The sequence below is a fragment of the Brevundimonas sp. GW821-FHT10E09 genome, from assembly GCF_058809375.1.
This window is the reverse complement of the sequence record NZ_JBXASO010000001.1, coordinates 100,862-116,311: the sequence shown is the minus strand read 5'-3', so window position 1 is coordinate 116,311 and position 15,450 is coordinate 100,862. Positions and strand designations below refer to the sequence as shown.

The following is a 15,450-nucleotide window of genomic DNA, read 5'->3' as shown; positions in this document are numbered from 1 at the left end:
GAGCCGCCATCCTAGGCACAAGGCCTAGGCGGGCGAAACTTGGAAAGTGAAATCTAAGCCGACCGCTGCTTCAGCGGCGCCGTGCCGTCCGCCAGGCTCTCGGCCAGATAGACCTCCGCCTCCTGCGCCGGGAGCGCCGGGGCGTAGCCGAAGCCCTGGCCGTAGTGGCACTGGGCCTCCAGAAGCAGGGCGGCCAGTTCGCCGTTCTCCACCCCTTCGGCGACGACCTCCAGCGACAGGTCGCGGCCCAGGTTGACCACCGACTTGACGATCTTGGCCGAACCCTCGTCCTTGTTCATCGTCAGGACGAAATAGCGGTCGATCTTCAGCGTATCGAACGGCAGGCGCGCCAGGTACGACAGCGACGAGAAGCCGGTGCCGAAATCGTCCAGCGCCAGCGACGCCCCGACGTCCTTCAGCGACTGCAGCACCTCGGCGGCGTGCGCGGTGTCGCGCATGATGTCGCCCTCGGTCACTTCCAGCTTCAGCGCCCCCTTGGGCAGGCCGCTTTCCTGGATGATCCGGGCCACGTCCTCGCACAGGTGCGGGCGTTCGATCTCGCCGACCGACAGGTTGACGCTGCAGAACAGCTTGCCGGCCAGGGGGTGGCGCTGGATCCATTCGGCCAGTTGCCGCGCCGACTGGGTCATCATCAGCAGGCCCAGGTCGTTCATCATGCCCAGGTCGGCGGTCAGGCCCAGGAATTCGTCCGGCGGGACCAGGCCGCGTTTGGGGTGACGCCAGCGCGCCAGGGCCTCGAAGCCCGCCACCGCCCCGGTCTTCAGGTTCACGATGGGCTGGAAGAAGGGCACGATCTCGCCGCGCACGAAGGCGTTCCGCAGATCCGCCTCCAGCGCCAGACGGCTCAGGCTGTCGCTCTCCAGCGCCCGGCCATAGGCGGCCGATCCGCCGCGCCCGGCGCCCTTGGCCGATTCGACCGCCAGTTCGACCCGGCGCAGCAGCTCGGAGGCGTCCGGCGCGTCCGGCCCGCCCTCGACCACCACGGCCCCGATGGAGACGGTCGGATAGATGTCGAAGCCCGCGACCCGCAGCGGCTGCTCCAGCGCCTCGCGCAGGCGAAAGCTGGCGTGTGAGGCGGTCTTCTGCACGATGACGGCGAACTCGTCCTCGCCGATCCGCGCAGGCGAGGCCTCCTTGGAGAAGGCGGCCGCCAGGCGCGACCCCAGGGCCGACAGCACCAGATCCGTCCGTTCGTGGCCCAGGGCCTCGTTCAGCCGCCTCAGACGGTCGACGTCGCCGACCACGATCTCGTATTCGCCGGCCTGGGTCAGGACCTCGCCGACCCGCGTGATGAAGGCCCGGCGATCCAGCAGGCCGGTCAGCGCATCCCGGTCCGACCCGGCGAACTTGGTCTCCAGCGCCACCACCCCGGCGGCGCGCAGCCCGTCCTCCAGCCAGACCCCACGCCACATGCAGGTATCGGATCCGCGCATGCGCAGGCGCACCGCGACCTCGGTCCCTTCGTCCTGGGGCTTCAGCATCTTCTCGGCCAGCGACCGGTCCTGCGGCAGGGTCGAGGCGACGAAGCCGGCGCCCGAACATTCCGGCGCCAGCGGCCCCAGGCCCAGGACGCGCGTCGCGCCGGTGAACCGCAGTTGATCCTGCGACGGCGTCCAGACCCACAGGGCCGTATCGGCGGCCGCCAGCGCCTCGATGGCGCTCGTGGCGTCCCAGGCCAGGGATCGGGGTCGCGCGGTCAAAGCTGTCGCCCTCTCAAGACGGCGTCCGGCCGCCGCGATCGATCTCGTCCTCGACGAGGCCGAACAGCAGATGATCTGCCCACTCGCCGTTAATTTTCAAATAAGCCCGCGCCAGACCCTCGTTCTGGAAGCCGGATTTCTCAAGCACCCGGCGCGAGGCCTGGTTGGTCGGCAGGCAGGCCGCCTCCAGCCGGTGCAGTTTCAGCCGGTCGAAGGCGTAGCCGACCACCGCCCGCATCGCCGCCGTCGCATAGCCGCGCCCGGCGTAGGGCTGGCCGATCCAGTAGCCCAGGGTGCCGGTCTCGGCGACGCCGCGGCGCACGTTCGACAGGGTGACGGCGCCCGCCAGGGTCTTGCCGCCGTCGACGAAGATGAAAAACGGCCAGGCGTTGCCCAGCTCCATCTCCCGCGCATAGATCGACAGCCGACGCCGGAACGCGCCCTTGCTCAGATCGTCGTCCGGCCAGGCCGGCTCCCACGGTTGAAGATAGTCGCGCGACCCGTCGCGCAGGACGGACCAGGCTGCATAATCGGACGCCCGCGGCGGCCTCAACAGCACGCCGTCGCCCCGGACCACGGGTCCGGCTACATCGCTCATCCAGTCCAGGAGGGCCATCGAAACACAACCTAGCGCGCCGCCGCCCGCTTGGCGACAGATGCACGCGAATCTGATCCGCGACGGAGTTTTGTTTCCGAGGCGTTACACTCAGACCGACGATCAGGAGCCCTTCATGGCCGCATCTTCGACCGACGCCGCCATCGCCGTGACCCGACTGGGCCTCGGCGCCCGCCCCGGCGAGATCGCGCGCGTCGCGGCCGATCCGCGCGCCTGGGCCCTGGCCCAGATCCGCTCCGAAGGCGCGCCTCAACCGGCCGGCCCCTTCGCTGATTCCGGCCAGCGGATGGCGGCTTTCCTCGACTATCAGGGCGATCGGGGCCAGCGGGCCGGCGCATCTGCGGACGCCGAGGCGGTGCGGACGGCGCGCCAGGCGGCCCGTCGCGCGCTCGCCGACGACACCGCCCAGGCCTTTCTGACGCGCGCCCGGCTGGGCGCCACGACGGCTGACGGATTCGCCGAGCGGTGGGCCCTGTTCTGGGCCAACGCCCTGACCGTGTCGGCGGTCAAGTTCGACAGCGGCGCCTTCATCGACCTTTATGAGCGCGAGGCCGTCCGACCGAACGTCTTCGGCCGGTTCGAGGATCTGGTGGTCGCCGCCGAACAGCATCCGGCCATGCTTCTGTACCTCGACCAGGCGCGTTCGACCGGGCCGGACAGCCCGGCGGGGACGCGACGCAAGGTCGGACTGAACGAGAATCTGGCCCGCGAGATGCTGGAGCTTCACACCGTGGGCGCCGACGCCGGCTATACCCAGGCCGACGTCACAGAACTGGCCCGCGCCCTGACCGGCTGGTCGATTCCCCGGCCCCAGGATCGCCAGGCCGCGCCCGGCCGAGACCGCGCCCGCCGGGCGGCCCAGGCAGTTGAACCCGGCCCGAACGGCTTCGTCTTCCGCGCCAATATTCATGAACCCGGCCCCCGCACCGTGATGGGCCGGACCTATGCGCAGAGAGGCGCGGCCCAGGGCGAGGCCATCCTGCGGGACCTGGCCCGGCATCCGGCCACGGCCCGGCGTCTGTCGCGACGGATCGCGGCCCATTTCGTCGCAGACACGCCGCCTGAACCCCTCGTGGCGCGGCTGGAGCAGGCCTGGCGCCGGTCCGACGGCGACCTGGCCCAGGTCGCGCGCGCCCTGGTCGAGGCCCCCGAGACCTGGACGCCCCAGCCGACCAAGATCAAGACGCCCTACGAGTTCATCGTCTCGACCCATCGGGCCCTGGACGTCCCGCCCCAGCGAATCCAGCCCCTGCGTCAGGCCCTGATTGAAATGGGCCAGCCCCCCTTCGCCGCGCCTTCGCCCGAGGGCTGGCCCGACACGGCGGCCGACTGGGCCGGTCCCGACGCCCTAGTCAAACGCCTGAACTGGGCGCGGACCGCCGCCGAAACCGCCCGGACCGCCGACATCGCCGCCGCGGCGCGCGACGCCCTGGGCGACCGGCTGTCCGAACGCACCCGCCTCGCCGTCGCCCGCGCCGAAAGCCGGACCGAGGCCCTCACCCTTCTCCTGATGTCGCCGGAGTTCCAGCGCCGATGACCCGTTTCACCCTCGACCGCCGCGCCCTGCTGGGGGCGGCGACCGCCGGCATGGGCCTGGCCTTCGCCGGGCGTGTCGCCGCCCAGACCGATGCCTCCCGCCCCAAACTGGTGGTGGTCATCGCCCGAGGCGCCATGGACGGCCTGTCCGTGACCATTCCCTACGCCGACCCCGACTATGTCCCCTTGCGCGGCGGCCTGGCGCTGGCGGCGCCGGGCGAACCGAACGGGGCGTTGGATCTCGCCGAGGGGTTCGGCCTGCACCCCGCCCTCGCCGGGCTGCACCGGCTGCACGATCAGGGCCAGATGCGGTTCGCCCCCGCCGTGGCCCTGCCGGTGCGGATCCGCTCGCATTTCGAGGCCCAGGACGTCCTGGAGAACGGCGGCGAGGCGCTGCGCCAACGCGAGGACGGCTGGCTGAACCGCGCCATCGTCGCGGCGGGCGGCGCGCGGCTGCAGGGCCTGTCGATCGGCGCCCAGACGCCCTTGATCCTGCGCGGCGACGCCCCGGTCTCCAGCTGGGCGCCGGGCGGCCGCGTCACGGGCGAGGACCGGATCGCCGCCCTGCTGCAGGACCTCTATGTCGACGATCCGATGCTGGGCCAGAACCTGGCGCGCGGACTGGCGACCGAGGCCCTGGTCGCCGACGGTTCGGGCCAGACCGTCCGCCGCAACGACGTCGAGGCCCTGGGTCGCGCCGTCGCCAGGTTGATGACGGGGGCCGAGGGGGCCGACATCGTCGCCGTCTCCCTGGACGGCTGGGACACCCACGCGGGTCAGCGCGGCCAGCTCCAGACGCGGCTGACCGGTCTGGATCAGTTGATTTCAGGCTTGAAGGACGGGCTGGCCGACCAGTGGTCCCGCACCGTCGTGGTGGTCGCCACCGAGTTCGGCCGCACCGCCCGCGCCAACGGCACCCAGGGCACCGACCACGGCACGGGCTCGTCCCTGCTGCTGGCGGGGGGCGGTCTCAAGCCCGGCGGCCTGATCGGCGACTGGCCGACCCTGGCGGACAATCGCCTGTTCGAAGGGCGCGACCTGGCCCCCACCCTGGACATCAGATCCGTGTTCAAGGGCGTGTTGCGCGATCATATGGGCCTTGATCGCGCGGCCTTGGACACCCGCGTCTTCCCCGACAGCGCGGCCGAGGCGCCGACCCTGGCCGGCCTGGTCTGATCTCCAGGCCGGGCCAGGGGCCGTATCAGGCGACTTCGGTCTCGACCGGAATCTTGCAGATGCGGTTCAGATCGGCGCGGATCGAGCTGCCCTGGAAATGGGACATCTCGGCGCCGGAATAGCCTTCGGCAGACAGGGCCTTGACGACGTCGCCGGTGTTCAGACAGTCAGGAGTGCGGGCGAGCTGGTAGGCGCGCTCCACAACGTGGATGCGGTTCATGGTAGAGCCTTTGCGTGTACCAATCTAACGCGCTCCAAGCTGGACCGTTCCACCGACTGTAAAATCCTTGTTGCGGCCGCGCTTGCATTTGTCACGAAGACCTGAGTACATAGACTTCGTCGATCTCTCTGCGTAACGCCCACTCTCTCTGCGAACGCACGAGTCAAGGCCGCTCCCATTCAGACCCGACAGGCCGAAGGGACGTTCCCTCGGTCAACTTCTAACGGAGGTCTCAAAATGGCTACCGGCACTGTCAAATGGTTCAACCCGACCAAGGGTTACGGCTTCATCCAACCCGACGACGGCGGCAAGGACGTCTTCGTCCACATCTCCGCCGTTGAAGGCGCTGGCCTGCGCGGCCTGGATGAAAACCAGAAGGTTTCCTACGAGCTGGAACGCGACAAGCGTTCGGGCAAGGAATCCGCTGGCCAGCTGCAAACCATCGGCTGATTTCAGCTTCACGGCTGATATGGCGACGGCGGCTCCGAAAGGAGCCGCCGTTTTCAATTGGGGCGTCGCAATGTAACCGGAAAGATGGCCGAGCTATCCTTGATGCGGGCTTTGCACGACAATCATTTTTCGGTCCGGTCGCGAGCAGGTCACAAGCACTGATCCGTCGCTCGTATTGAAGCGGACAATTCTTAGTTCGTTGCTTTCGACGATGTTCACCGGCGCGATCGCAAGATCGTCCGCCATGCTGCGAATCGCAGTGAGGCACGATTCAAAGTCCATAGAGCGGGTCGCAGTTGGCATGCCGGTGCTTGAGGTGCTTTGGACAAATTCCGACGACGTATCTTCTGCAGCGGATGAGTATGAGCCATCGCCACATGAAGCGAGGACAACGCCGCTAAGGATCGTGAGCCACTTTTGCATGAATCGCCTCCGACAACGGATGCTACACGCTCTATCAACCATGTCGAGCATTCGCTCCGCATGGTTTTACTGGCGACAGCCTCACCCCTTCGTCGTCTCGATCCACCCCGCGAACGCATCGAGGAACCCCTTCAGGAACTCCCGCGTCCCCTCGTTCTTCAGCGTCCCATCCTCTTCGTTCAGCAGACCGGCGACATTGCCGATATAGGCTTCCGGCTGCTGCATGGTGGGCATGTTCAGGAAGACCAGGGGCTGGCGCAGGTGATGGTTGGCGCCGAAGGCGGCCAGGGCGCCGGGCGAGACGCTGACGATGGCGGCGGGCTTGGCCGCCCAGACGCTTTGGCCGTAGGGGCGCGAGCCGACGTCCAGGGCGTTCTTCAGGGCGCCGGGGACGGAGCGATTGTATTCCGGCGTCACGAACAGCACGGCCTGGGTCGTCGCCAACTCCTCTCGGAACCGCGACCAGGCCGCCGGCGGCGTCTCCGTATCCAGGTCGGGATTATACAGCGGCAGGTCGCCGATCTCGATCAGGTCCAGCTCCAGCTCAGGCGCGGCCAGGGCCTTCATCTCAAGGCCGATCGCGCGGGAATAGGAGCCCTCGCGCAGGCTGCCGACGATCAGGGCGACGCGGACGGACATGGAGGCGCTCCGGGTTTGGATGTTTCAAGCGTCAGCATAACAGATGCCGAGGGTGGATGTTCCCTACCCCCCGAACAGGGCCGCCGTGAACGCCTCCCCCGCCGGCGCCGCCGACTTCGGCCCCAGGACGGCGCTGGCCGCCTGGCCCCCCGCCAGCATCCGACCGCCGACCGCCCGCACGGCCTCGACCGTCTGGGCCTCCAGTTGTTCGGTCATGGAGAGGCTGGACCGGGGCGCGCCGAAGATCAGGGTCTGGGCCGCGTTGCGTCCTGCCCGGCTCATCGGGTTCTCGTCCGACATCCACAGCCCGGCCTTCATCACCGCCTTGGCCCGCGACAGCTCCTTTTCGGTCGGCCCGGTCTCGGCCAGGGCCCGCACCTCGCCCGCCGCCACCTGGGCCAGTTCCCGCGCCCGATCCGCAGCCGCCCCGGCGTAAATGCCCAGCACCCCGGTGTCCTCGTAAGGCTCCTGATAGGCGTCGATGGCGTAGGCCAGGCCCCGCTCCTCGCGCGCGCTCTGGAACAGGCGCGAGGCCATGCCCCCGCCCAGGATCTCGCCGAACAGCCGCATCGACGACAGGGCCGGGTCGGTCGCCGACAGCGCCGGCAGCTGGAACACCAGATTGGCCTGTTCGATCTTGCGCGTCAGGGTCGCATGCCCGCCGACGAAGGCCGCCGGCGCCGGGGCCGGAACCGGGGTCGCGACCGCGTCGCCGAACCAGCGCTCGGCCAGGGCCAGCAGCTCGCCCTCCTCCACCGCGCCGGACGCCGACACCACCATCCGGTCGGGCGAATACAGCCGCGCGCGCCAGGCCTCGACGCTGGCCTTGTCCGCCGGCTTCAGGCTGTCGACCGAGCCCAGGATCGGCCGGCCCAGCGGCTGGCCGGTGAAGGCGCGCGTCTGGACCATCTCGAACACATGGTCGTCGGGGGTGTCGAAGGCCTCGGCGATCTCCTGGGCCACCACGTCCTTTTCGCGCTCGATCTCGGCGGGGTCGAGGGCAGGCCGGAACACCAGGTCCGACAGCACCTGCATGTTCAGCGCCAGGGTGCCTTCCAGCCCCCGCACCTCGAAACTGGTCCGCTCATAGCCGGTGGAGGCGTTGATCGTGCCGCCCTCGGCCTCGATCCGCTCGACGATCTCGCGCGCGGCCATGTCGCCGGCGCCCTTGAACACCAGATGCTCCAGCAGGTGCGACCAGCCTGAGCGATCCTGCGGCTCCCACCGCGCCCCGCCCTTGACGGTGACGACGACGGCCAGGGTCTTCAGGCCGGGCATGGGGTCGCAGATGACGCGGACGCCGTTGGACAGGGTGTGCAGGGTGGCGGTCAGGGGGTGTCTTTCTTCAGGCGTCTTCGAAGCAGGGCCACATAGAAGCCCGCCAGCACAATCGCCAGCCCGAACCAGGTCAGGGCGTAACCGAAATGATTGTTGGAAAAGGCCGCCGGCGGGGCAGACGGTTTCAGGGCGCCGAACTCGGGATTGGTCGGGCTGACGGCGAACACCGCCTCGGGCCGCACCGGGCCCTGGACCTTCAGGGCCCTGGCCATGGCCGCCGTGTCGCGGCCATAGAAGCGGCCGTTCGCCGCAGGCGGCGTCATGCCGCCCGGCGGATCGAAGCGGCGGAACTCGCCGATCAGCACCAGCGGCAGGGTGGACTCCGCCACGCGCGGCCGGCCCGAAATCTCGTCGGCGACGAAGCCCCGGTCGATCAGCAGGCTGAAATCCGCATCGACGGGCCGGCAGGCCGAGATCAGCCGCACCCCCGCCACCCCGTCATGGATGGACTGCAGTTCGACATAGGGCGCGGTCGCCAGACCCGGACAGACGATCAACGCCTTGCGGAACTCCAGATCGCCCCCGTCCGGATCTGCCGCCAGCACCTGATCCAGCGGCGCGGGGGGGGGCGCCGCCGCCGCCTCGGACGCCGCGATCAGCCCCTCTTTCCACTTCAGCCGCTCGACCTGCCACAGGCCCAGCCCGATCAGCAGGACCAGGGCCGCGACCGTCAGCAGCGTCAATATCCAGGGAAACCGCCTCATATATCCTCTCCCGTGGAGCGAAGCGGATCGGGGGAGGGGGACCGCGCAGCGGTGGAGGGGGCGCTTTGGTTCCTGTACTGCAAACCGATCATCAGCCCCCGCCCCGGCCGCATCAGCGCCAGCGACAGGGCCACCACCAACGGCAGCCAGACGATCAGGTGCAGCCACATGGGCGGATGGAATTTGATCTCGACCACCAGGGCCGAAAACCCGACCAGAAAGCCCGCGATCTGCATGATGAAACTGGCCGGCCCGTCGCCGGTCTGGATGGTGGCGTAGTCCAGCCCACAGGCCTCGCATCCCGCCCGCACCTTCAGGAAGCCGGCGAACAGACGCCCCTGGCCGCAGCGCGGGCACCGCCCCTTCAGTCCCGCCCGCACGGCGGAAACGGCGACGGCGGGAGACGATCCCTCGTCCCCCGCCGTCTCGATCTTGTCGGTGGTGTCCGGGATCAACCGAAGACGACGTAGACGAAGGCGAACAGGAACAGCCAGACCACGTCCACGAAATGCCAGTACCAGGCCGCCGCCTCGAAGCCGAAATGCTTCTGCGGGGTGAAGTCGCCGGCCAGCAGGCGGATCAGGCAGACCGCCAGGAAGATGGTGCCGATCAGAACGTGGAAGCCGTGGAAGCCGGTCGCCATGAAGAAGATCGACCCATACAGGCCCGAGTTGGCGGCTTCCTCGTTGAAGAACAGGTGCTCGTGCAGGATGTGCTGATATTCGTAGGCCTGAACGCTGGTGAAGAAGACGCCGAGGGCCACGGTGATGATCAGGGCGATCTTGGCGCCCTTGCGGTCGCCGACCTGGATCGCGTGGTGGGCCCAGGTGACGGTGCAGCCGCTCAGCAGCAGGGTCACGGTGTTCAGCAGCGGCAGCTGCCAGGGCGACAGAACCTCGACCCCCTTGGGCGGCCAGGTCGACCAGGCCTTGGCCGTGTCCGCCCAGGTCCCGACTTCCGGGGTCAGGGCCCGTGATTCATGGAACAGGGCCATGTCGAAGAACATCCAGAAGAAGGCGACGAAGAACATCACCTCCGAGGCGATGAACAGGATCATGCCGTAGCGCAGGCCGATCGAGACGACCGGCGTATGGTCGCCCGCCTTGGATTCCTTGATCACGTCCGACCACCAGCCGATGGCCGAGAGCAGAACCCCCGCCAGACCGGCGAAGAAGACGCCCGGCTTGCCCTCGGCCAGGAAGTTGGCGGCGATCGGCCCGTTCTCGGCCGGCGCCAGCCCCTTCATCCAGATCACGGCGCCGATGAACATGATGGTCGCCGCAATGGACGACAGCAGCGGCCACGGACTGGGCGGCACGAGGTGATAGTCGTGGTGCGGAGCGGCGTGCGCGTCGGCCATGCGTTTCATCTCTATATTGGGCTGGCGATGAACTCGCCTTATCCCCCAGCTATAACCGCCGCTTTTGCGTCGCGCCAGTGCGCCGCCGTGTTTCCGCCGCGATCTCCGGGCTGCTCCCAAACGCGTCACCCTCGGGCTTGTCCCGAGGGTCCACCTGTCCGCCGCACCTCAGGTCGGGCGAGGGTCCGGTGTCTAAACTCCACAGCTTGTAATCGCATTAGGCGTGGACCCTCGGGACGAGCCCGAGGGTGACGGGGTTGCGGCGCTACACCCGCGCCTTCAGGGCCTCAAAGGCCGTCTTCGAGAACACCGACAAGGGTTGCGGCAGATCATCCAGCGCGAACCAGCCGATCTCCGACAGCTTGTCCGGCTCGGTCAGCCACGGCTCGCCGGCGAAGTCGCGCGCCAGATAGATCAGCGACACCCAGTGCTGGCGATCCGCCGCGATCACCTCTTCGGTCACGCACAGGAACTCGACCGCGCCGATCGTCAGGCCGCTCTCCTCTTCGGCCTCGCGACGCGCGGCCTCGGCGGAGATTTCCATGTGATCGACCTTGCCGCCGACGATGTTCCAGTGTCCCGCCTCAGGCGCCTTCAGCCGCTTGCACAGCAGCACCCGCCCGTCGGCGCGCTGGATCACGAGACCGCAGCCCACGCCGGGGAAATCCACACCCGGTCGAGCCATGGACTCAGGCGTTCGGTCCCGCCGGCGCATCGACCGACGGATAGAAGGTGTAGCTCAGGGTGATCTCGCGCGCGCCCCTGGCTTCGCGGTCCGTGGCCAGTTCGGGGGCGATGAAATACTGGACCGGGAATTGGCGCGTCTCGCCCGCCGCCAGGGTCTGATCCGAGAAGCAGAAGCATTGCAGCTTCTGGAAATAGGGGCCGGTGTATTCCGGCACGACATTGTACCCGGCCCGCACCTGGATCGGCTGGTCCGAGGTGTTGGTGACGTCGAAATAGGCCAGGCCCGTCTCGCCGATCCGCACCCTTTGGGTCGTCTGTTCGGCGCGGAAGGTCATGGGCAGGCCGCGCACGTTTGTGTCGAACCGCACCAGCACCGTCTGGTCCAGCACCGTGTCCGGCGCCTTTTCGGCGCGGCGCACCGTGCCGTCGAAGCCCGTGACCTGGCAGAACATCCGGTACAGGGGCACAGCCGCGAAGGCCGCGCCCGTCATCCCCATCACGCCCAGGACGCAGACGATGGCGATCAGGTTCTTGCGGCCGGGATTGTTCATCGCGGCGCCCCCGTCGCCTCTTGCAACAGGGCGCGCTCGGCCGCCTGGTTCTGTTGCAGGCGCAGGACCGTGGTGGTGAAGACCAGGACGATGAAGGCCACCAGGGCCGCCGCGATCCAGACGTTGCGGCGCTTGCGGGCGCGCAGTTCCTCGGGCGTCAGACGCATGGTTCAGGCTCCCAGGCCCGCCACCGCCTCGACCAGGAAGGCCGAGAACAGGGCGACCAGATACAGGATCGAAAAGGCGAACAGGTCACGCGCCGGTTTGGCCTGGACCTTCACATCATACAATGCGGCCTCGCGTCCCACGGTGTCGGCCTTGTCCGGCTCGTCCCCGGCGCGCGAGCGGTACAGCCGCCAGGCCAGGCCCAGGAAGCCCAGGCCGCCGGCGACCGACACGACCGCGTAGATCATCCCGCCCATGCCCACCAGGGCCGGGGCCACGGCCGAGGCCACGAAGACCAGCGAATAGATCAGGATCTGCAGCCGGGTGGACCTGGCCCCCCGCGCCACCGGCATCATCGGTATGCCCGCCTTGGCGTAGTCGCCGGCCGAATACAGGGCCAAGGCCCAGGAGTGCGGCGGGGTCCACAGGAAGATGATCAGGAACAGCAGCCAGGCCTGCCACGGCGCCTGGCCCGTCGCCGCCGCCCAGCCGATCACCGGCGGAAAGGCGCCCGCCGCCCCGCCGATGACAATGTTCTGCGGCGTCCGACGCTTCAGCAGCAGGGTGTAGAAGCCGGCGTAATAGACGATGGTCAGGGCCAGCAGCCCGGCCGCGAACCAGTTGGTGTTCATCCCCAGCAGCATGACCGAGAACAGGCTCAGGATGACGCCATAGGCCATGGCGTCATTCTTTCTGACCCGCCCCGCCGCCACCGGCCGACCGCGCGTGCGCCGCATCAGGGCGTCGGTCTCGCCTTCCAGCGCCATGTTCAGCGACCCGGCCGCGCCTGCGCCCACGGCGATGCACAGGATGGCGATGGCGGCGACCAGCGGGTTCATCGATCCCGGCGCCATGACCAGTCCGGTCGCGGCGGTGAAGACCACCACAGACATGACGCGCGGCTTCAGCAGCTGGAAGAAGTCTTCCGGCTGGGCGGTCGAGAGCGCGGGGCGGGTCTGGACGTCCTGGGTCATGGGTTCGGGTGTCATGGGTGAGGGCCGCATAGCATACCCCAAAGCAGAAGGCCGCCCCTTCCGTGGAAAGAGCGGCCCGCCGTTCGGGATGTCAGCCCGGGATCAGTGCTCGTCGCCCTTGACCACCGGCAGTTCGTTGAACTGGTGGGTCGGCGGCGGCGAGGACAGGGTCCATTCCAGGGTCGTGGCGCCCTCGCCCCACGGATTGGCGACGCCCGGCCGGCAGCGAATGGCGGCCTCGGCCAGCATGACCAGGAAGACCAGCACCCCCACGGCCGTGATCGCGTAACCGATCGACGAGATCTGGTTCCACAGGGTGAAGGCGTCCGGGTAGTCGATATAGCGGCGCGGCATCCCTTGCAGACCCAGGAAATGCTGCGGGAAGAACACCAGGTTCACGCCCACGAACATGATCCAGAAATGGGTCGCGCCCAGGAACTCGTTGTACTTCACCCCGAACATCTTCTCGAACCAGTAGTAGAAGCCCGCGAAGATGGCGAAGACGGCGCCCAGCGACAGGACATAGTGGAAGTGGGCCACCACGTAATAGGTGTCGTGCAGGCTGTAATCGATGCCGGCGTTCGACAGGACCACGCCGGTCACCCCGCCGACGGTGAACAGGAAGATGAAGCCGATGGCCCACAGCATGGGCGTCTTGAAGCTGATGGAGCCGCCCCACATGGTGGCGATCCAGCTGAAGATCTTCACCCCGGTCGGCACGGCGATGATCATGGTCGCGGCGATGAAATAGGCGCGCAGGTTCACGCTCATTCCGACCGTGTACATGTGGTGCGCCCAGACCACGAAGCCGACGAAGCCGATGGCCACCATGGCGTAGGCCATGGCCAGGTATCCGAACACCGGCTTGCGGCTGAAGGTCGAGACGATGTGGCTGATGATGCCGAAGCCCGGCAGGATCAGGATGTAGACCTCCGGGTGGCCGAAGAACCAGAACAGGTGCTGGTACATGATCGGGTCGCCGCCGCCGGCCGGGTCGAAGAAGTGGGTGCCGAAGTTGCGGTCGGTCAGCAGCATGGTGATGGCGCCGGCCAGGACGGGCAGCGACAGCAGCAGCAGGAAGGCGGTGATCAGCACCGACCAGGCGAACAGCGGCATCCGGTGCAGGGTCATGCCCGGCGCGCGCATGTTCAGGATGGTGGTGATGAAGTTGATCGCGCCCAGGATGGAGCTGGCGCCCGCGACGTGCAGGGCGAAGATGGCCAGGTCGAAGGCCGGGCCGACGTGGCCCACCGTCGACAGGGGCGGATAGGCCGTCCAGCCCCCGCCGAAGCCCTTGCCCGGCCCGCCGTCGACGAACATCGACAGGATCAACAGGCACCAGGCGGCGACCAGCAGCCAGAAGGAGATGTTGTTCATGCGCGGGAAGGCCATGTCCGGCGCCCCGATCATGATCGGCACGAACCAGTTGCCGAAGCCGCCGATCATGGCGGGCATGACCATGAAGAAGATCATGATCAGGGCGTGGGCGGTGACCACCGCATTATAGCCGTGCTTGGACTGCTCCACGAGACCCAGAAGCTGGATCGACGAGCCTTCCTTGAAGATCTGGATTCCCGGCTCCGCCAGCTCCCAGCGGATCAGGCCCGACAGCGCCCCGCCCACGATGCCCGCCATGATGGCGAACATCAGATACAGGGTGCCGATGTCCTTGTGATTGGTGGACAGGAACCAGCGCGTGAAGAAGCCCACCTTGTGATCGTCGTGGTGGTGGGCGTCGTGGGCGGGAAGGACGTCGCGGGTCGAAACGGTTGCGTCAGCCATGGAACTGCTCGCCTCTTACTGGGCGGCCGGCGCGGCGGAGGCCGCGGCGGGAGCGGGTTGAACGGTCGGCGCGGTCGGCGTCGTCGCCGTCTGGGCGGTGGGTATGCCGGTCTGGGCGCCGGCTTCGGGGCCGGTCGTCGCCGTCCCGACCACGGGGGCGCCGGTCGTGCCGGCCTCGACCTGGGCGGCGGTTCCGCCCGGCGCGGCCTCGGCCGTCTTCGGCGTCATGGAGCCGCCCTTGGAGGCGATCCAGCGTTCGAACTCGGCCTGGGTCACGACATTGATCTGGATCGGCATGAAGGCGTGATCGACGCCGCACAGTTCCGAGCACTGGCCGTAGAAGACGCCGGTGCGCTCGGCCTTGAACCAGGTCTCGTTGACCCGGCCGGGCACGGCGTCGGTCTTCAGGCCGAAGGCCGGCAGGGCCACGGCGTGGATGACGTCGGACGCCGTGATCAGCAGACGCACCGTCTTGCCGACCGGCACCACCATCGGCTCGTCCGCCGCCAGGCGATAGACGGCGTGCGACAGACCGCGCTCGGCCAGTTCGCCTTCCGGCACCATGTTGGAGATGTATTCGGCCACGCCCTGGTCGGGATATTCGTAGGCCCAGTTCCACTGGTTGCCCGTGACCTTCACCGTCAGATCCGGTTCCGGCATGTCGTGATAGGCGAACAGCAGGCGGAAGGAGAACAGCGAAATCCCCACCAGGATCACCACCGGCAGAACGGTCCAGATGATCTCGACCGTGGTGTTGTGGCTCCAGCGCGCGGGGGTCGGATTGGATCTCTTGTTGTAGCGGAACACGATCCAGGCCAGCAGGCCCAGCACCAGCAGGGTGATGCCGGTGATGACGGGCATCAGGACGATGTCGTGGAACCAGATGGCGTCGTGCTTCAGCGGCGCGGCGGCCGGCTGAAGATCGATGCCGCCCGGCGTCGGCTGGCCCATCAGATCCTGCGCCCACGTCGGCGCGGCGGAGAACAGTGCGATCCCGACGGCTGTCGTCGCCGCCGTCGCTCCTGCCTTCGCTCTTCCCAGGGCTCGCGTCCCCATTCCCATACGAAGTCCCCACAATATCGTTTTTCAGCAGAGACTTGAGAACGAA

18 protein-coding genes are annotated in these 15,450 nt (G+C 68.1%); 3 read left to right on the top strand and 15 right to left on the bottom strand.

Translation table 11 applies throughout. The features are described from left to right. Window positions 1-53 precede the first annotated feature (53 nt). Complete coding sequence (locus AC1RSI_RS00570; protein ID WP_447941423.1) at window positions 54-1,721, bottom strand: putative bifunctional diguanylate cyclase/phosphodiesterase; 1,668 nt, start codon at window positions 1,719-1,721, stop codon at window positions 54-56. A gap of 13 nt (window positions 1,722-1,734) precedes the next feature. Beyond that, on the bottom strand, window positions 1,735-2,337 hold the full coding sequence (locus tag AC1RSI_RS00565; protein WP_291754245.1) for a GNAT family N-acetyltransferase: 603 nt from the start codon (window positions 2,335-2,337) through the stop codon (window positions 1,735-1,737). A 115-nt stretch (window positions 2,338-2,452) separates the two neighbouring features. Between AC1RSI_RS00565 and AC1RSI_RS00560 the strand changes: the two genes are divergently transcribed. Beyond that, on the top strand, window positions 2,453-3,874 hold the full coding sequence (locus AC1RSI_RS00560) for a DUF1800 domain-containing protein (RefSeq protein WP_447941422.1): 1,422 nt from the start codon (window positions 2,453-2,455) through the stop codon (window positions 3,872-3,874). Next, window positions 3,871-5,049 (top strand): DUF1501 domain-containing protein, encoded by a 1,179-nt coding sequence (locus AC1RSI_RS00555; RefSeq protein ID WP_447941421.1) that lies wholly within the window; start codon window positions 3,871-3,873, stop codon window positions 5,047-5,049. The genes AC1RSI_RS00560 and AC1RSI_RS00555 overlap by 4 nt, the downstream gene beginning before the upstream one ends. A gap of 25 nt (window positions 5,050-5,074) precedes the next feature. Here AC1RSI_RS00555 and AC1RSI_RS00550 read toward each other — a convergent pair whose 3' ends face one another. After that, window positions 5,075-5,269 carry a hypothetical protein gene (locus tag AC1RSI_RS00550; protein ID WP_008262034.1) on the bottom strand — a complete coding sequence of 65 codons (195 nt, stop codon included), beginning with the start codon at window positions 5,267-5,269 and terminating at the stop codon, window positions 5,075-5,077. 237 nt (window positions 5,270-5,506) lie between these two features. On the opposite strand from AC1RSI_RS00550, the gene AC1RSI_RS00545 reads away from it, so the two are divergent. Further along, window positions 5,507-5,719, top strand: coding sequence for a cold-shock protein (locus tag AC1RSI_RS00545; RefSeq protein ID WP_008260410.1), 213 nt, complete (start codon window positions 5,507-5,509; stop codon window positions 5,717-5,719). 93 nt (window positions 5,720-5,812) lie between these two features. Here the strand turns inward: AC1RSI_RS00545 and AC1RSI_RS00540 are convergent, their stop codons facing one another. From AC1RSI_RS00540 to coxB, 12 genes are all read right to left on the bottom strand, one after another. Beyond that, a complete protein-coding gene (locus AC1RSI_RS00540; protein ID WP_154726533.1) occupies window positions 5,813-6,142 on the bottom strand; it encodes a hypothetical protein in 330 nt (109 codons plus the stop codon). A gap of 81 nt (window positions 6,143-6,223) precedes the next feature. Then, window positions 6,224-6,781 (bottom strand): NADPH-dependent FMN reductase, encoded by a 558-nt coding sequence (locus AC1RSI_RS00535; RefSeq protein ID WP_008263781.1) that lies wholly within the window; start codon window positions 6,779-6,781, stop codon window positions 6,224-6,226. A gap of 63 nt (window positions 6,782-6,844) precedes the next feature. Further along, a complete protein-coding gene (locus tag AC1RSI_RS00530; RefSeq protein WP_291753061.1) occupies window positions 6,845-8,059 on the bottom strand; it encodes a M16 family metallopeptidase in 1,215 nt (404 codons plus the stop codon). A gap of 50 nt (window positions 8,060-8,109) precedes the next feature. After that, complete coding sequence (locus AC1RSI_RS00525; protein ID WP_154726535.1) at window positions 8,110-8,823, bottom strand: SURF1 family protein; 714 nt, start codon at window positions 8,821-8,823, stop codon at window positions 8,110-8,112. Next, a complete protein-coding gene (locus tag AC1RSI_RS00520; protein WP_154726536.1) occupies window positions 8,820-9,278 on the bottom strand; it encodes a DUF983 domain-containing protein in 459 nt (152 codons plus the stop codon). The genes AC1RSI_RS00525 and AC1RSI_RS00520 overlap by 4 nt, the downstream gene beginning before the upstream one ends. Continuing rightward, entirely contained in the window at window positions 9,275-10,183 is a 909-nt protein-coding gene (locus AC1RSI_RS00515) for a cytochrome c oxidase subunit 3 (RefSeq protein WP_008260260.1), read from the bottom strand. The genes AC1RSI_RS00520 and AC1RSI_RS00515 overlap by 4 nt, the downstream gene beginning before the upstream one ends. Window positions 10,184-10,448: 265 nt before the next feature. Beyond that, window positions 10,449-10,868, bottom strand: a complete 420-nt coding sequence (locus AC1RSI_RS00510; protein ID WP_035309951.1) for an NUDIX domain-containing protein — start codon at window positions 10,866-10,868, stop codon at window positions 10,449-10,451. Between the two features lie 4 nt (window positions 10,869-10,872). Continuing rightward, window positions 10,873-11,421: a cytochrome c oxidase assembly protein gene (locus AC1RSI_RS00505; RefSeq protein ID WP_035309949.1), complete on the bottom strand. Its 549-nt coding sequence runs from the start codon at window positions 11,419-11,421 to the stop codon at window positions 10,873-10,875. Next, window positions 11,418-11,588: a cytochrome c oxidase system small membrane protein gene (locus AC1RSI_RS00500; RefSeq protein WP_196066398.1), complete on the bottom strand. Its 171-nt coding sequence runs from the start codon at window positions 11,586-11,588 to the stop codon at window positions 11,418-11,420. Before AC1RSI_RS00500 ends, AC1RSI_RS00505 begins: the two co-directional genes overlap by 4 nt. Window positions 11,589-11,591: 3 nt before the next feature. Continuing rightward, window positions 11,592-12,575: a heme o synthase gene (gene cyoE / locus AC1RSI_RS00495; protein ID WP_154726537.1), complete on the bottom strand. Its 984-nt coding sequence runs from the start codon at window positions 12,573-12,575 to the stop codon at window positions 11,592-11,594. Between the two features lie 87 nt (window positions 12,576-12,662). Continuing rightward, window positions 12,663-14,342 carry a cytochrome c oxidase subunit I gene (gene ctaD / locus AC1RSI_RS00490; RefSeq protein WP_154726538.1) on the bottom strand — a complete coding sequence of 560 codons (1,680 nt, stop codon included), beginning with the start codon at window positions 14,340-14,342 and terminating at the stop codon, window positions 12,663-12,665. Between the two features lie 15 nt (window positions 14,343-14,357). Further along, complete coding sequence (gene coxB / locus AC1RSI_RS00485) at window positions 14,358-15,398, bottom strand: cytochrome c oxidase subunit II (protein ID WP_008264349.1); 1,041 nt, start codon at window positions 15,396-15,398, stop codon at window positions 14,358-14,360. Between the last annotated feature and the right edge of the window lie 52 nt (window positions 15,399-15,450).

What these genes read in the sequence shown, in the direction of transcription:
- AC1RSI_RS00550 (WP_008262034.1), bottom strand. Translation starts at nt 5,269, where the DNA reads ATGAACCGCATCCACGTTGTGGAGCGCGCCTACCAGCTCGCCCGCACT.
- ctaD (WP_154726538.1), bottom strand. Translation starts at nt 14,342, where the DNA reads ATGGCTGACGCAACCGTTTCGACCCGCGACGTCCTTCCCGCCCACGAC.
- AC1RSI_RS00540 (WP_154726533.1), bottom strand. Translation starts at nt 6,142, where the DNA reads ATGCAAAAGTGGCTCACGATCCTTAGCGGCGTTGTCCTCGCTTCATGT.
- AC1RSI_RS00530 (WP_291753061.1), bottom strand. Translation starts at nt 8,059, where the DNA reads ATGCCCGGCCTGAAGACCCTGGCCGTCGTCGTCACCGTCAAGGGCGGG.
- AC1RSI_RS00500 (WP_196066398.1), bottom strand. Translation starts at nt 11,588, where the DNA reads ATGCGTCTGACGCCCGAGGAACTGCGCGCCCGCAAGCGCCGCAACGTC.
- AC1RSI_RS00505 (WP_035309949.1), bottom strand. Translation starts at nt 11,421, where the DNA reads ATGAACAATCCCGGCCGCAAGAACCTGATCGCCATCGTCTGCGTCCTG.
- AC1RSI_RS00535 (WP_008263781.1), bottom strand. Translation starts at nt 6,781, where the DNA reads ATGTCCGTCCGCGTCGCCCTGATCGTCGGCAGCCTGCGCGAGGGCTCC.
- AC1RSI_RS00565 (WP_291754245.1), bottom strand. Translation starts at nt 2,337, where the DNA reads ATGGCCCTCCTGGACTGGATGAGCGATGTAGCCGGACCCGTGGTCCGG.
- cyoE (WP_154726537.1), bottom strand. Translation starts at nt 12,575, where the DNA reads ATGACACCCGAACCCATGACCCAGGACGTCCAGACCCGCCCCGCGCTC.
- AC1RSI_RS00510 (WP_035309951.1), bottom strand. Translation starts at nt 10,868, where the DNA reads ATGGCTCGACCGGGTGTGGATTTCCCCGGCGTGGGCTGCGGTCTCGTG.
- AC1RSI_RS00555 (WP_447941421.1), top strand. Translation starts at nt 3,871, where the DNA reads ATGACCCGTTTCACCCTCGACCGCCGCGCCCTGCTGGGGGCGGCGACC.
- AC1RSI_RS00515 (WP_008260260.1), bottom strand. Translation starts at nt 10,183, where the DNA reads ATGGCCGACGCGCACGCCGCTCCGCACCACGACTATCACCTCGTGCCG.
- AC1RSI_RS00560 (WP_447941422.1), top strand. Translation starts at nt 2,453, where the DNA reads ATGGCCGCATCTTCGACCGACGCCGCCATCGCCGTGACCCGACTGGGC.
- AC1RSI_RS00525 (WP_154726535.1), bottom strand. Translation starts at nt 8,823, where the DNA reads ATGAGGCGGTTTCCCTGGATATTGACGCTGCTGACGGTCGCGGCCCTG.
- coxB (WP_008264349.1), bottom strand. Translation starts at nt 15,398, where the DNA reads ATGGGGACGCGAGCCCTGGGAAGAGCGAAGGCAGGAGCGACGGCGGCG.
- AC1RSI_RS00545 (WP_008260410.1), top strand. Translation starts at nt 5,507, where the DNA reads ATGGCTACCGGCACTGTCAAATGGTTCAACCCGACCAAGGGTTACGGC.